The following is a 15,224-nucleotide window of genomic DNA, read 5'->3' as shown; positions in this document are numbered from 1 at the left end:
CCGAGGGATCTACTCGACGGCTCTGGTGGGTGGCGAGTCGAGCAGATGCCTGACGCCGTCTCCGATCACCCGCCGTTCATCCGGACCCGGTGTCGGTCCTCCAAAGGTCTCCACGTCCCGAGCACTTCGCACCTCGCACTTCGCACTTCGCACTGGGTTCAGGCCATCGCCATCCCGTACCGCGCCGCCCCCAGCAACGCGGCGCGCGGCTCCAGGATCACGTGCACGGGGATGGCGGCCATCAGCCGCGACATCGGGCCCTTGCGCAGGAAGCCCTCGCGGAAGGCGCGGCCGCGCAGCACGGGGACGATGCGCGGCGGGATGCCGCCGCCCAGGTACACCCCGCCGGTGGCGAGCGAGCGCAGCGCCGCGTTGCCGGCCTCGGCGCCCAGGATGGCGGCCAGCAGGCCGAGCGTGCGCCGGCAGACGGGGCACCCCCGCTCCCGGGAGAGCCCCGCCTCCACCAGCGCCGGCGTCACGTCGCCGCCCGCGGCCAGGCGCGCGGCCAGCCAGGCGGGCGGCGGCGGCGCTCCGGGGCGCCCGGCCAGGAAGCGGTACAGCGTGGCGATCCCCAGCCCCGAGCACACCCGCTCGTAGCTCACGTGCTCGTGCAGGCGCTCGAGGTGCGCGAGGAGCCGCCGCTGCAGCGCCCCCTGCGGCGCGAAGTCGGTGTGCCCGCCCTCGGTGGGGAGCGCCCGGAAGCCGTTGGGCACCGGGACCAGGATGGCCTCGCCCAGGCCGGTGCCCACGGCCACCACCGCGCGCGCGCCGGCGGGGTCGCCCTCGCCGCCCAGCAGCCGCGTCACCTGGTCGGGGCGCAGGTGGGGGACGGCGTAGGCGGTGGCCTGCAGGTCGTTCACCAGCAGCACCTGCCCCACGCCCAGGCTCTCGGCCAGCCGCCGCTCGTCCAGGCACCAGGGGAGATTGGTGATGCACGCCTGCCCGCCGATCACCGGCCCCGCCACGCTGAAGGCGGCGCGGCCCACCGGGGCCGGGTGCGCGGCGCGGAAGGCGGCGGCCACGGTCTCGAGGGTGGCGTACTCCCGGCTCGGGAAGGTGGCTTCGGCCACCACCTCGGCGGCGCCCCCGCTCTCGGCCACCAGGGCCAGCACCGTCTTGGTGCCGCCGATGTCGCCGGCCAGCAGCAGCCCCTCTCCCGCCGCGCCGGACGCGGGGGCGGTGCGTGCGGCCGCGCCGGGCTCGTAGGTGGAAAGGTGGGGCGGGCCGGGAGGGGCCAAGAGAGCGGAAGTCGTTGGAGTGGACGGGGATGAGCGGGACCGGCCGGCGCTCCGCGGAAGGGCGGCGAAGCGCGGCTCCGGCTATTTGTCATATTTCTTGACAAACGTGGAAGGCAGAATAAGCGCGGCAAACCGGCTCCGCAACCCTTTGGGTGGAAGCCGGCTCGCCGTGCTCAACCGTGCTTCGATTCGTCCCCGCGCCGGCGGGAGTGACGGCGCGGGGACAACGTCGCTCAGGGCGTGCCGAGGGGGTCGACGCAGCCGCCGCCTGCGGCGCGGACCCGTGTGGTCACTGGCATTCTTCCTCCTCGTGGTCAGGGATTGCCGCTCGGGTCGACGCAGCCGCCGCCCGCGGCGCGCACTCGCGTGGTCACCGGCATCGTTTTCTCCTCGTGGTCAGGGGTTGCCGTTCGGGTCGAGCGACGAGCCCTTTCCGGCCCGGACCGCCGTCTTCGCCTGCATGTCTCCTCCCTGGCTCAGGGTGCGCCGTTCGGGTCGATCATCGATCCCTGGCCGGCGTGGACCGCCGTCGTCATCCGCATGGCGTCCTCCTCTCAGGGCCTGCCGTCGGGGTCGATCGTGCCGCCCTGTCCCGCGGCGAGCTTCGTCTTCACCTGCATCCGGCTCTCCTTTCGATGGATGGTTGCTCCGCCGGCGGATGATCCGTCCGGCGGAGGCGGAGCTGCGAGGCGGCCTCACGCCGCCCGGGCGATCCGCCGCGCCGCATCGAGCGTGCGGTCGACCTCGTGCTCCAGGTTGTAGACGTGGCAGCACTGGCGCACCGTGGGTCCCTGCGTGCGCACGCGCACCTTCGCTGTCTCCCACAGGCGGTCCTGCAGCTGCCGCCCGGTGAGGCCCTCCACCTGCCAGAGCGTGGTGCCCGTGAGCATCTCCGGGTGCGTCGGCGAGGTGACGCGGACGCGGGGGACGTCGGCGAGCCCCGCGCGCAGGCGGCCGGCCAGCTCCAACGCGCGCGCCTGCACCCGCGCCGGTCCCAGCGCCAGGTGGAAGTCGACGGCCTTCTCCACCCCCTTCCACAGCGACAGGTTGGCCGTCCCCTGCTGCATCAGGCGGAAGGCGCCGCCGGCCTGGTCGTCCCAGTGCTCGCTGGCCAGCGTGGTCCACAGCCGCGGCAGGGACTCGCGGCGCACGTACAGGAACCCCGTCCCCACCGGCGCCAGCAGCCACTTGTGCGGCGACGAGTAGAAGGCGTCGCACCCCATCGCGCGCACGTCCACCACCAGGTGCCCGGCCGTCTGCGCGCCGTCCACCACGGTGAAGATCCCGCGCTCGCGCGCCCGCCGGCACAACTCGTGGACCGGGTAGAGCACGCCCGTGGCGCTGGTCAGGTGCTCGATCACCCACACGCGCGTCGCGGGCGTCGTCCCCCGCTCGTACAGGTCGATCAGCTCTGCGGGAGACGAGACCTCGGCCGGCGGCTTCAGCCAGCGCAGCCCCACGCCGTGGCGCTTCCCGCGCAGCTCCCACCCGGTGCGGCAGCCCACGTGCGCGCCCTCCGTGGCCAGCACCTCGCCGCCGGGCTCCAGCTCCAGCCCGTTCGCCACCAGGTTCATCCCCATGGTGGCGTTCGCGGTGAGCGCGACCTCGTCCGCGCCGGCGCCGATCACCTGGCCGAGCTTCGCGCGCAGCGGCAGCTCCGGGTAGTAGCCGGTGTAGAAGCGCTCGTGGTCTGGGTGGTAGTCCCAGTGCGCCAGGTCGCGCTCCACGTGCGTCATGTGGTCGACCACGGCCTGGAGCACGGCGCGCGGGCTGGCGCCCAGCGTCCCCGCGTTGAAGAAGGCCTCGTCGCGCGGGATCAGGAACTCGCCGCGCAGCGTCCGCCAGAAGTCGCGGCCGCCGTCCGCGGGGAGACGAAGATCGGTCGAGGCGGCGAGCTCCGGCGGGAGGGCGGCGGCTGCGGCCGCCGCCCCCAGCCGCGCGACGAAGCCGCGCCGGGTGAGCGTCATCGCCGCCCCTCCGCGCGCGCGCCGGCGCCGGACTCGACGGGGAGGCCGCGCCGGCTCCAGTCCACCCACGAGCCGTCGTAGAACCGGGTCTCGTAGCCGAGGAGGCGGGCGACGAAGTAGGTGACGCTGGCGCGCATCCCCACCATGCAGTAGGTGACGACGGTGTCGCCCGGGTCGGCGCCCGCGCGGCGGAAGAGCGCGCGCAGCTCGTCGCGGCCGCGGAAGGCGGGGCGGTCGCGGGAGACGATCAGCTCCTCCCAGTACAGGTTGCGCGCGCCGGGGATGTGCCCCGCGGCGTGCATCCCCCCGTGCCCGCCGTCGCCGCCCGTGAACTCCGCCGCGGGCCGCGCGTCCACCAGCGCGTGCCGCGGGTCGCCCAGGTGGCTGCGCACCCAGTCGGCGTCGACGAAGCGCTCCGGCCGCACGCGCGCGGTGAGCGAGCCCCGGCGCGGGCGCGGCGCCTCGCGGCTCACCGGCCGCCCCTCCGCGCGCCAGACCTCCAGTCCCCCGTCCAGCACCGACGCGTGGCCGCCGTGGCCCAGCCAGTCGAGCGTGGCCCACGCGCGCGCCGCGGCGATCGGGTGGCCGTAGATCACCACGCGTGAGCCGTCCGACACCCCCGCCGCCTCGAACGCCGCCTCCACCTGCCGCGGCGAGGGGAGCTCCGCGCTCGCGCCGCCCTCGTCGGTGACGAAGTCGCTCCAGAGGAGCAGCCGCGCGCCGGGGACGTGCCCGCGGTCGTACTCCGCGCGGCCGTCGCCGACGTGCAGGATCACCAGGTCCGGGTCGTCCGCGTGGCGCGCCAGCCACGCGGTGGAGACCAGCATCTCCGCCTGCGCCTGCGGCTCTTCGCACGCGGGGTCGACACGGGAGAAGGCGGACGCGTCGGCGTGCGGCGCGACGGCCAGGGCCAGCAGAAGAGCGGTACACGAGAGCATCGGGATCTCCTTGTTCGTGGCTGTCGTCTACGAATCGCATCCTCGCGGTTTTGTCATCCTGAGGAGCCGCCGCGCGGAACCTGCGGAGTGACGGATGCCGGGCGGCGACGAAGGATCTGCGGGCCGGGTGCGAGCGTGAGCCCGGCAGACGTGCGAATCCCCACCCGCAGATCCTTCGGGCGCACAGCCTCCTGTGCAGACGCGGCTTCGGTGCGTGCGCCCTCAGGATGACATCGTTGCGAATGGCGAGTGCAGGGGCGTACATCTGCGAGCGCACTCACGCACTCACGCACTTCACTCGCACTTCGCACTTCGCACTTCGCACTTCGCACTTCGCACTATCTCCCGATCCAGTACGTCGCCTTGACCAGGAAGACGTTGCGCGCGGGGTCGCGGAACAGGTCCGTGTTCAGGTCGAACTCGCCGTCCGGGGTGCTCCCGCTCCGCTGCTGCTGCCAGACGAAGAAGAGCGTGGAGCCCGGCCGGTACTCCCAGCGCAGCACCGCGCTGCCGCGCAGCGAGCGCTGCGTGAAGCTCGGCTCCCCGAAGCGGAACGCCGCCGCCGGGCCCGCCGCGTCCGGGTCCGCCTCCCAGCACACGCTCTCGGCGCTCGCGCGCGAGCCGTAGACCGGGGCGCAGGCCTCCGCCCCCACCAGCCGCGCGAGCGTGCCGCGGTCGTCGCCGTAGCGGGCGAAGTCGAAGGTGCGCGGCGCGGCGAGCTCCTTGTAGCCGCCGAAGCCGCCGGAGGAGAGGAAGGGGCGCGCGTAAAGCTGCAGGCTGAGCGTGGGCGTGAAGGTCCAGTTGAGCCGCGTCCCCAGCGCCACCGTGGTCTGGTCGAGGTCGGCGAAGACGTAGCGCCGGCCGAAGGTGGCGTCCGCGGTCGCGTCCGTGCGCGTGGTGACCCACTGGTCGGTGGCGTGGAAGCGGTGCGCCTCGGGGCTGAAGGAGAGCTGCACCGACGACGTCGGCCGGAAATCGACTCCGAGGTAGAGCGAGCGCTGCGACTTCCCCGACCCGTCGCGGTTCAGGATCGCGTGCCAGGAGCCGACGACCGGCCGGCGCGGGTCGGTGTTGCCGAAGACCTGCACGTCCCACTGCGCCGGCACCTCGACGACGGGGCCGCCGCGCGTGAGCCGGTCGTCGCTGCGCCCGGGGCGGAAGCTCAGCAGCGTGCCGATGCTCCACAGGTTCCGGAAGGTGGCGCCGGCGTTCAGGTTGGCGTCGCGCCAGATGGCGTCGCCCCCGAAGTTCCACGCCTGCTGCGCCGTCAGGTGCGTGTAGTAGCTGCGGAAGACGCCGCCCGGCTGGTTGTGGTAGCGCCCCAGGTGCCCCGAGAGCGCCCGCAGGTCGGTGCGCGTCTGGAAGCCCAGGTCGTTCGGCTCCCACCCCGGGCTCACTTCCTGGTAGGTGAGCGAGCCGTGCACCGGCCCGTTGTTCGAGAGCGAGAGCGCCGCCACGTGCCCGCCGAGCGACGTCAGGTCGGCCCGCGGCTCCAGGTAGTCGGCGTCGGGGCGCTGGTAGTAGCGCGCGCTGCCGGTCTGCGCGGCGGCGATCACGCCCGGGTGGCCGTCGATGCGGCTGGCCGCCCAGTAGCCGCTCAGCACCCACTCGCGGTTGGCCCACGAGTGCTCGCCGTCCACGCCGTAGACGAAGGCGCGCGAGCGCAGCACCCCGTCCAGCTCCGCGCCGCCCAGGTCCCGGTGCGCCGCCGTCAGCAGGGCGCCGACGGCCGTGCGCCCGCCGCGCAGGTCGCGCCGCAGCCGGCCCACGAAGTAGTTGCTGCGCGGCTCCACGGCGCTGGTGCTGTCGCGGTCGGCCGCGGTGCGGAAGCGCGCCCGCTCCTCGGCGGTGACGGCGTCCATCACCCCCAGGCTCCACCCGGCCACCCGCCCGGAGAGCTTCCCGGCGGCCAGGATGGTGGACTGGTCGGGCACGTCCACGAACGCCCCCGGCCCGGCCGCGACGAAGCGCTGCGGCGTGCGGCCGATGCGGCGCGAGTAGAAGAAGGTGGTGGACCCGTAGGTGGCGTAGCTGCGCAGGTTGCCGAAGCGGAAGGCGTCGGTGCCCTCCACGAAGAACGGCCGCTGCTCGGGGAGGAAGGTCTCGAACGCGGTGAGGTTCACCACCGCCGGGTCCTGCTCCACCTGCCCGAAATCCGGGTTCACCGTGGCGGTGAGCGTGAGCGAGGGGGTGATCCCCAGCTTCAGGTCGGCGCCGAACGAGCCGTCCACCTGGTTGGCGCTGTAGAAGGGGTTCGCGCCGTCGCCCGGCGCGCGGGTGAGGCGCGAGCTGGCGTACGGCTGGATCTCGACGCGGCGCGGGCTGCCGAGGCCGGCGAGCCCGCGCAGGTCGCCCGCGCGCGAGACGAAGCCGGGGTAGTTGACGGGGATCGGCGACCAGGTGGAGCGCTCGTCGCGCCGGGCCAGGTCGCGCACGAAGTTGATCCCCCACGCCGCCTCGCCGCCCTGGGCGCCGCGCGTGTAGCGCAGCTGCGAGAGGGGGATGCGCAGCTCCGCCGTCCACCCGGCCGAGTCGACCGCGGTGGCCACGTCCCACACCGCGTCCCACCCGGCGTCCTCGCCGGCGTCGTTGAAGAGGGCGGCGTCGCGCTTGACGCCGCGCGGGTTCACGGCGAAGCGGAAGCCGCTCCTCCGGTCGCGGTAGCCGTCGATCACCACGTGGAACCAGTCGGAGTACGGCGCGGCGTCGCGCCGGGCGAGCTGGGCCACGATGGAGTCGGGGCGGGCGTCGAACATCCGCGCGCCCACCAGGATGGCGTCGGCCGTGTAGAGCACGCGCACCTCGGTGCGCTCGGTGGCCGGCGCGCCGGGGCTCGGCCGCTGCTGCACGAAGCCGCCCGCCGGCTCGGCCGCCGCCCACGCCGCCTCGTCCAGCCGACCGTCGATGTGGACGGCCCCCGACGCGGCGGCGGCGCGGAGCGCGGGCGTGGGAAGCGTCGAGGTGGCGGGCGGCGCCGCGCCCGGGGTGGCGGCGGGCGCGGCGGCGCCGTGGTTGTGCTGCGCGGGGAGCGCGGCGGGCGCGGCCAGGAGCGCCGCGGCGAGGAAGGCTATGGTTCGCAGTCGCATCGGAATGCTCGCGGTGGGTGGGAATCGACCGTCTCCCGACAACGATGCGCTTCGCGAGCGCCTCAGTGTTGGCGCCCGCGTTCAGCTTCCTTGCGAGTTGTGTGGGGGAGTTGTGAAGAATGTGTGGTGAAGGTCGGGAAAGGTCGCGGGCCGTCGTAATGTTTGCTAGTCCGGAGTTTGACCAGCATACGAAATGAAAACAGGAATAGGGTGTGCGACACGAGCCACGCGTTGAATGTTCTCGTGCTGTTTCCTCCGGCGTTGACATCTCGCTCGCCGGGTTTTACCCATACGGACGTGACCTGGTTTGGGTGTGCCAAGTATGAGGTCGTAGGGGCTTACATCGAGATCTGAGTACCGGCTTCGAAGCCCCGGTGTGAGAATCGCGTTAGTTAACCGCCGCCTGGAGATCTCGAACGGCGCAACGAGGAATAGCAAAGGTCTAGTTTTGGCGGCGCTCTATAATCACTACCATTCGGAGGTGTCCGATGTCCCTCGCCCGCTACGCTGTCGTCATCCTCGGTGTTAGTGGAATGCTGACCACTCGTGCGGCAGCAAGTGCGTACGTCGGTGAGTCGAGTGGTTCAGATATTGAGCGTCTTCATGTAATAGAAGGACTAGCGCAAGATAGCTTGCAGAGGATGATTTCGCGCCTCCGGACCGAGCTAAAAACCGCAACCCTGAACGGCGAAAATTCTCGAATTTTGAAGCTACGCTTGCATTTGGGCCAACTCTTCGCAGACATAGCGCTTCCGGATTCAGCGCTTAAGTACTACCGCCTCGCTCTCATGCTGGCAGACAGTTCAGGTGACAGCCTCACGAGCTACCAGAGTGTCTACCTTATTGCCTCACTTTTCTTCGACTTTCACCAGACCGATAGCGCAGAAGTGTATTACCGGCGTGCTCTCGCACGTGCCACCGAGGCTGGGTGGAAAGAGGCTCAGGGGGCAAGCCTATTTGCAGTTGGGACTGTCTTTGAGCGCCGCGATCAGTGGGACTCAACCCTGGTTTACTTTCGCCGAGCACTGAACGTTGTTCGTAATCTCAACTTGTACGAGGATCAATTTACAACGTTGCTGGCGCTCGCACGCGTGTCGTTAGCAGCAGGACAAGGTGATAGTGCTGTTGCTTACTTTCGCCGAGCTTATCAGCTAAGTACGGCTCAAGCTGATACAAATGGAATAATCCGTGTTCTGGGCGATCTTGGGAACTACAATCAATGGCTTGGCCGGTACAGTGAGGCGATGGACTTCTTCAGGGCGGCACTAGCACTGCTTGAAGCACGGGCACCAGGGTCGCCAGGTACCGGACGAGCAATGGTGGCGATCGCAAATACATTTCGCAATTTATCCCAAATTGATTCTGCATCTCTCTACTTTAGGCGCGCTCTCAATGTACTTCGTGGCAGCCGAGACTCGGACGGCCTCGACAGTGCACTCGGGGCAACCGGGCGCTTTTACGGGAGTGTCGGCCATCCGGATTCAGCCCTTATATACTACGCGGAACAGTTAGAAATGCGGCGGCGCACCGGTGGGGGCTTTTATGATGGGCAGGTGATGATCAACATTGCGAATACCTACAGCTTACTTGGGAGGCCTGATTCTGCGATTGCGATCTACAGGCAGGCTCTTCCGAAGCTGCGCGCGGTGCATGACAGAGTAGGGGTTGGTCTTGCGCTCTCTGGACTGGGAGCTGTCTACAGCGACGTTAATACGGATTCCGCTCGTACTTACCTCAAGATGGCACTTGAGGTTCAGCAGGCTCTCAATGATGGGAATCAAGTGGGCACTCTTGTAGCGTTGGCATTGGTCTTCAAAGATGAGAGTATGCCCGATTCAGCCATTGCCTACTTGAGAGAGGCGATCCAGATCGAATCGGATTCTAGTGATCTGGCGATGATATGGAACAACTATGGAGGCCTGATGGATGTCGTCGGCAAGCCCGATTCCGCTCTGACTTACTTTTTCCGTGCGCGCGCGTTAGCACGCTCGTTTCATGCGAGACCTGCTGAGATCCGCGCCTTGGCAAACATTGCTTTTACTTCTCATCAGGGACGGGCCCTATCGCCCCGCAACCTTCGAACCGCTGTAGCCTATTATGATTCTGCGACCGCATTGTCAGCGGCTATGCGAACCCACGCCGGGAGCGAATCCAACAGAACCTGGCATTCAGAGCAGTACATCTCAGTCGCAACGATGTGGCCGCTTGCTATCCTTGCTCTCGCCGGACCGGGTGCGGCTCACATGTCGTTAGCGGCTGCGGACCGCGGAAAATCACAAGCGTTGCTCGATGAGCTCCGCAATGTCGCATCGGTGCCTGAATTCTTGCTTTTCGATACAGTCGCCGGTGCAGATCTGGGCCAACGAGCCGATGCACTGATTGCTCCTCTCGTGCGTTCTCGTTCGGCTGCTGTATATTATCTACTTACGCCGGTTGATACACTCATTACATGGCTCGTTCTGCCGTCGAAAGCAGTCCGGGTGTATAAACAATCTGTAACCACAGCCGAGCTTATTCGACTGATTATCGAGTTTAGGCGTTTGCTATACGCGGACTCACCCCAAACACTCGGATTGCCAGATGGTAGCCGCATTGCTGAAAGGGCGAACACGGAAAACAGCATGGAAGCCGCGGACTCGGTGGGAAAGCGTCTTACCGATATTCTTTTACCTGAAGATGTACTTGATAGTTTACACTCTTACACCGACATCGTGATTATTCCTCACGGCGTGCTATCCATGCTTCCATTCGCAGCACTTCCTTCTGACCCGGTGGGAGTGCCACTGGGTATCCGATTTGCGATAAGGTATAGCCCGTCACTATCGCTGCTATCAGTTGCTTCTCCGAGATTGACGAACCAAAACGGAGGCGCCACCTTACGGCCTGCCTTGATTGTTGCCGATCCGAAGATGCCGGTCGATCCTACATCTGGAGACCCCTTTGATCCGCTCGGAATGTCGCGCGTCGCTGCCCAGTCGCTGGCGCGGAGACTTGGGACGACTGCGTTGGTCGATTCTGTAGCAACTGAGACAACCATTCGACAAAGGATGCTTTCAGGCCGGCTGATCCACTTAGCTACGCATGGAGTGGCCTATGGATCGGCTGAAGATTCTCGGCGGTCTTTCGTTGTCCTAGCCCGTGACTCGGTGAATGATGGTTTACTTTCAGTGGGCGAGATCCTGGACGATTCGCACCTTCAACTTGAAGGCGCAGAACTCGTAGTTCTTAGCGCATGTCAGACCGGTCTCGGTAGGGTTACGTTGGGAGAGGGAACGCTGGGCTTTCAAAGGGCGTTCCTTGCCCGTGGTGCCCGTCGAGTACTAGTGAGTCTTTGGAGTGTTAGTGAGGATGCGACAATGTTTCTTCTGGATAGGTTTTATACCCATTTGCTCGATGCTTCCGGGCAGGTTAGCTACTCCGCTGCCTTACAAAAGGCTCAAGAGGATACGCGCTCGCGACCCGAGTATCAGAATCCATTCTTTTGGGCTGGGTTCCAGCTGGTTGGTGCTCCGTGAATCTCTGTGTAGCGGCAGACACTGCTGAACCGTCACAGGAGAGTTGTGATGCGTGAGCTGGGACGATTTGGTATCATTGTCTTTGTGGTCTCTCTGCTGGTGTGGACCACATGGTACTTCCTGTACCCATCCGCGCCGCTGAATGTCAGTGAAACGGTAGTTGTTGTCGGAGCCGTGGGTTTGGTCGGAATTCTGGTCCGTTGGCTCACCTCTTCTCGGAGAGAAAAGTAATGGATCGCCGTATCATGCAAACGATAGTTGCTCTGGCGGCTTGCGTCTTCGCCGGAATACCCCTGTCCGGACAAGTGATTCCGCAGTTGAGCGGAGACACGGTGCAAGAGTCGCCGACGTTCGTATGTTCGGTGAGCCGACCAGTCGTGCCTGCGGGAGATACCGTTCGTTTGCGCGTTTATAATACTGATGCAGCTGCTTCGAGTCAGGTCAACTGGAGTGTTCCGGGTGGGGTACTTGAGACGGATACTGCTGGAACGATATGGAGACTTTCCGGGCTCGGCCTCGGTAGTTTCTCAGCTCGTGTTGCTTACGATGACGGGGCCGGGCTTATTCGAACCTGCGTCATTACTGTACAGGTGGTTCAGCCTAGTCTACAATTGATGGGTTCCAGCCTTGCGGGTAGAGCGTATCTTTTACCGAACCAGACCGAAGAAGCAGGGTTTGGCCTCTATAGTTATATTATTATGCGGGTGCCGCCAAACGCCGCAACACGGGAGCGATACCTCAACGCAATATCAGAGTACCTTCGCCAGATCGCTAGTGTAAACGCGCTTAGGCGGTATGTGTCGACAGAAAACCTAAACATCATGTACCTGCCGCTGCGACGGAGAATCGCAAACCCTAACGCCGATTCTCTGTTGGCCATATATGACTACGCTCGAGCGCAGGTTTTACTAAGCCAATTCCGCCAAGTCAGTGGAGATGGCCCATTCCTTCTTGGAACTCGCACTCCACTCAGCAGCAGATCAGCGGAAACTACCCCTGTCATTGTACACGATCTTTCTGCTGTTCCACCCCACCTCGTGGGTCTGTGGGTTGCAGAGTATCTGACCCAGACGGCTCAAGAACGATATTGGGAGGAAAATACCCTTAGACAGGTTTCCCTAAAGCTCAGGACGATTATCTCGGTGCTTGGCCAAGGGGTACCAGATGTACAGAGTAGTCTGGATTCATGGATTAAATGGATTCGGTAAGATTAACATGCTTACAGTGTAGTCTTTGCTATGTTGATCACAGTTGAGAAGGATGCTCGAAGAACACCTGTCCACGCGTCAGGATGCTGCCAATATGAGAAATCCCAGGGCAGCGACGAAGGATCTGCGGGTTGGTTCGAGCGTGATATGAGTCTGACAGACGCACAATCTCCACCTTATCCTTTGGGTGCACAAGCTATTGGGCAGACGCGACTTCGGTGTGCTCTCAGGATCGTGTATGTAGTGAGGGTTCGTAAACGCCCTCGCAGAATGAACTCTACTCCTGGAACCGGTACCCCACCTTCCACACGGTGAGGAAGTGGCGCGGCTCGGCGGGGTCGTTGAGCTTGCGGCGCAGCTCGGCGATGTGCGAGTCCACCGTGCGCGTGAGCACGAAGCCGCGGTGGCCCCACACCTCCTGCAGCAGTTCCACTCGCGTGGCCACCGCGCCGCCGCGGCGCACCAGGGCCAGCATCAGCTCGTACGCCTTGGGCGTGAGCTGCACCGGCCGCCCCGCGCGCGTCACCGTCCGGCTGGCGCGGTCCACCACCACGTCGCCGAAGCGCAGCGCGCCGCGCCCCGTCGGCGGCGCGGAATCCGGCTCGGGCGCCCCGCGGCCCTGCGAGCGCCGCAGCAGCGAGCGCACCCGCTCCAGCAGCTCCAGCAGGCCGAAGGGCTTGGTCACGTACTGGTCGGCGTCCAGCCGGAAGCCGCGCACCTTGTCGGCCTCCTCGCCGCGCGCCGAGAGGATCAGCACCGGTGCGGCGAACCCCTCCGAGCGCAGCGTCCGGAGCACCTGGTAGCCGTCGATCCCGGGGAGCATCAGGTCCAGGATCACCAGGTCGGGCGACGACTCCCGCGCCAGCCTGAGCCCCGCCTCGCCGTCCTCGGCGTGCTCGACGGCGTAGCCCTCCAGCGCCAGGTTGTAGCGCAGCCCCTCCGCCAGCGGCGCGCTGTCCTCGATGATGAGGATCTTCGCCATCGATCGCACGAGAGGTGGAAAAAAGATTTTTGGACTCACACGGAGAAACAGAGACACAGAGGAACAGACTGGGGGGCAGTTCTCTGTTTCTCCGTGTCTCTGTGTGAGTCCATCTGTTGTGGTTTGTCGGACCACTGGTTCTCGCGGAAGGCCGGAGACCGGCATCACCCCTTCGCGGCCAGCGCGGCGACGGGAGCCTCGTCCGGTGCGGCGCTCCCGGCCACACCTTCGCGCGGGAGGCGGACGACGAAGCGGGCGCCGCCGCCGGGGGCGTCCTCCACCCACGCCTCGCCGCCGTGGCGCGCCACCAGGTCGCGCACCACGGAGAGGCCGATCCCGCTGCCGCCCACCGCCCGCACCGCCGTCGCGCCCCCGCGGAAGAAGGGGCGCCAGACCGCCTCGCGCTCCGCCGCCGGCACGCCCGGCCCCTGGTCCGTCACCGCCAGCCGCGCCGAGCCGCCCTCCGCGGCCAGCGACACGGTGACCGTCTGCCCCGGCGGGCCGTACTTCACCGCGTTGTCCAGCAGGTTCACCAGCACCTGCCGGAAGCTCTCCGCGTGCACCTTCGCCGCCACGCCCGGCTCCATCTCCAGCTTTAGCGACGCCCGCCGCACCGCCGCCAGCGGCTCGAAGGCGCGCACCGCCCGCGCCACCTCCTCGCCCAGGTCCGCCGGCGAGAGCGCCAGCGCCGTGGCCGCGCGGCCCGAGCGCGAGAAGAGGAGGACGTTCTCCACCAGGTTGGCCAGCCGCATCGTCTCGCGGTCCACGTTCTCCAGCGCCCAGCGCCGCCGCTCCTCGCTGGCCGCGCGCCCCAGCAGCAGCGTCTCCACGAAGAGCCGCACCTGCGCCAGTGGAGTCCGCAGCTCGTGCGAGACGCTCGCCACGAAGTCCGCCCTGAGCCGCGCCAGCTCGCCCTCGCGCCGGATCTGCCCCGCCGCCACCACCGACAGCACCGCCGCCACCGCCAGCACCCCCAGCAGCAGCGGCACCCGCGAGCGCGGCAGCCCGCCCACCGCCAGCAGCGGCGCCAGCTCCGGCCGCACCGCCGCGCGCACCCTCAGGGACCCGAGCGACGCCGGCAGCACTTCCTCGGCGGGAAGAGTCCAGTCGGCCGCGCCGGCCGAGACCCGCACCGGCGCGCGCCCGTCGTCCACCGCCAGCGAGAGCATCGAGTCCTTCGGCACCCCCCGCGTGATCGCCGCCGGCAGCAGCGCCTGGCGCGCGAAGACGTCGCGCATCGCCCGCAGCAGGTCCGCGCGCTCCATCACCATCCCGTACAGGATGGTGTCGCCCCAGGTGGTGGGCATCAGCGTGTACGCCACCAGCCGGCGGTCCTCCTCCCCGCCCGCCGTGAACACCGCGTAGCGCCAGCCGGGCCTCCAGCGAGTGCGCAGGTGGGCCAGCACCGTGTCGCGGGCGAGCGCCCGGTCCGCCGCCGGCACCGCCGAGAGCGAGTCCACCCGCCACCCCAGGTGCGGGTCGCCCAGGGCGTTCCGCGCGGTCTCCAGCGAGTCGGAGCCCACCCGGTAGCCGAAGAAGAACGACGGCGGGTACGCCCACGGCGCGTGCGTCCCGGAGCGCGCGTCGTAGCGCCGGGAGTGCACCAGCTCCGACGGGTGGGGAATGCCGGGGGTGTTGTGCAGGTGCTCGTGCATCACCGGCCCCAGCGTGAGCCACGCCAGGCTGTCGAGCCCCGCCGTGAGCGCCTGGCTGTAGCTCCACGCCGCGAACTGCCCGTAGTCCGAGAGGAGCTCGCGCGCCATCGCCCGGTTCGAGCGCACCGCGCGCATGGCGTCGAAGGTGGCCGCGCCGGCCAGCCCCAGGCTCACCAGCAGCAGCACGAGCGGCCGGTTGGGGCGGTGCAGGAGGAGGGCGCGGAAGCTGGCGGCGGCGCGGCGCATTCGGTCGGGAGGTCGGCGAAAAGGACGGAGGGCGTCGGAGAGGCCCACGGGAAGGATACCGGCGGAAGGGCGGGCGGATCAACGCCCGTTTGTAAGAGTTTTGTGCGAGATGTGGGCGTCGCCGGGGTTGCCGGGCGGCTCAAGCCGCAGCAACAACGGCAGGAAGCCTCGCAAACCCCGCGAGGCTCCAACCGCGGACCGCTGTTCGCCTTCTCGACTCGAAGAGCCAGGTGTTCCCCTCTACCGCGCAGCGGGGGAGGGGAGCGCGCCCCCTGGCTGCGAGGAACGAGCAGCCGGGGGCCGCGCGGGGGAGGGGGCCACTCCGGCGGACGCATCCGCCGAACGCCCACCCGCAGGGAGTGACAGCGGTTGACGGGGAGGCGATGGGG

At 67.5% G+C, this 15,224-nt stretch carries 7 protein-coding genes; 1 reads left to right on the top strand and 6 read right to left on the bottom strand.

Features of this window, described 5'->3' with window-relative positions; translation table 11 throughout:
• Positions 1 to 158: 158 nt before the first annotated feature.
• The 4 genes from glk to VF746_31540 all read right to left on the bottom strand — a co-directional run bounded on the left by glk (position 159) and on the right by VF746_31540 (position 7,229).
• Positions 159 to 1,238 (bottom strand): glucokinase, encoded by a 1,080-nt coding sequence (gene glk / locus VF746_31555; protein ID HEX8696997.1) that lies wholly within the window; start codon positions 1,236 to 1,238, stop codon positions 159 to 161.
• A gap of 695 nt (positions 1,239 to 1,933) precedes the next feature.
• On the bottom strand, positions 1,934 to 3,205 hold the full coding sequence (locus VF746_31550) for an aminotransferase class V-fold PLP-dependent enzyme (protein HEX8696996.1): 1,272 nt from the start codon (positions 3,203 to 3,205) through the stop codon (positions 1,934 to 1,936).
• Entirely contained in the window at positions 3,202 to 4,143 is a 942-nt protein-coding gene (locus VF746_31545; GenBank protein HEX8696995.1) for a sulfurtransferase, read from the bottom strand. The genes VF746_31550 and VF746_31545 overlap by 4 nt, the downstream gene beginning before the upstream one ends.
• Positions 4,144 to 4,481: 338 nt before the next feature.
• Positions 4,482 to 7,229 (bottom strand): DUF5916 domain-containing protein, encoded by a 2,748-nt coding sequence (locus VF746_31540; protein HEX8696994.1) that lies wholly within the window; start codon positions 7,227 to 7,229, stop codon positions 4,482 to 4,484.
• Between the two features lie 488 nt (positions 7,230 to 7,717).
• Between VF746_31540 and VF746_31535 the strand changes: the two genes are divergently transcribed.
• Complete coding sequence (locus tag VF746_31535) at positions 7,718 to 10,744, top strand: CHAT domain-containing protein (GenBank protein HEX8696993.1); 3,027 nt, start codon at positions 7,718 to 7,720, stop codon at positions 10,742 to 10,744.
• Between the two features lie 1,485 nt (positions 10,745 to 12,229).
• Here VF746_31535 and VF746_31530 read toward each other — a convergent pair.
• Entirely contained in the window at positions 12,230 to 12,934 is a 705-nt protein-coding gene (locus VF746_31530) for a response regulator transcription factor (GenBank protein ID HEX8696992.1), read from the bottom strand.
• A gap of 164 nt (positions 12,935 to 13,098) precedes the next feature.
• Positions 13,099 to 14,835: a HAMP domain-containing sensor histidine kinase gene (locus VF746_31525; protein ID HEX8696991.1), complete on the bottom strand. Its 1,737-nt coding sequence runs from the start codon at positions 14,833 to 14,835 to the stop codon at positions 13,099 to 13,101.
• Positions 14,836 to 15,224 lie beyond the last annotated feature (389 nt).

The organism is Longimicrobium sp. (assembly GCA_036389795.1).
In the GTDB taxonomy this organism is placed as follows: domain Bacteria; phylum Gemmatimonadota; class Gemmatimonadetes; order Longimicrobiales; family Longimicrobiaceae; genus Longimicrobium.
Note: the sequence above shows the minus strand (reverse complement) of the source record. Positions and strands in the feature narration are given on the sequence as shown.

What these genes read in the sequence shown, in the direction of transcription:
- VF746_31550 (HEX8696996.1), bottom strand. Translation starts at nt 3,205, where the DNA reads ATGACGCTCACCCGGCGCGGCTTCGTCGCGCGGCTGGGGGCGGCGGCC.
- VF746_31530 (HEX8696992.1), bottom strand. Translation starts at nt 12,934, where the DNA reads ATGGCGAAGATCCTCATCATCGAGGACAGCGCGCCGCTGGCGGAGGGG.
- VF746_31540 (HEX8696994.1), bottom strand. Translation starts at nt 7,229, where the DNA reads ATGCGACTGCGAACCATAGCCTTCCTCGCCGCGGCGCTCCTGGCCGCG.
- VF746_31535 (HEX8696993.1), top strand. Translation starts at nt 7,718, where the DNA reads ATGTCCCTCGCCCGCTACGCTGTCGTCATCCTCGGTGTTAGTGGAATG.
- VF746_31545 (HEX8696995.1), bottom strand. Translation starts at nt 4,143, where the DNA reads ATGCTCTCGTGTACCGCTCTTCTGCTGGCCCTGGCCGTCGCGCCGCAC.
- VF746_31525 (HEX8696991.1), bottom strand. Translation starts at nt 14,835, where the DNA reads ATGCGCCGCGCCGCCGCCAGCTTCCGCGCCCTCCTCCTGCACCGCCCC.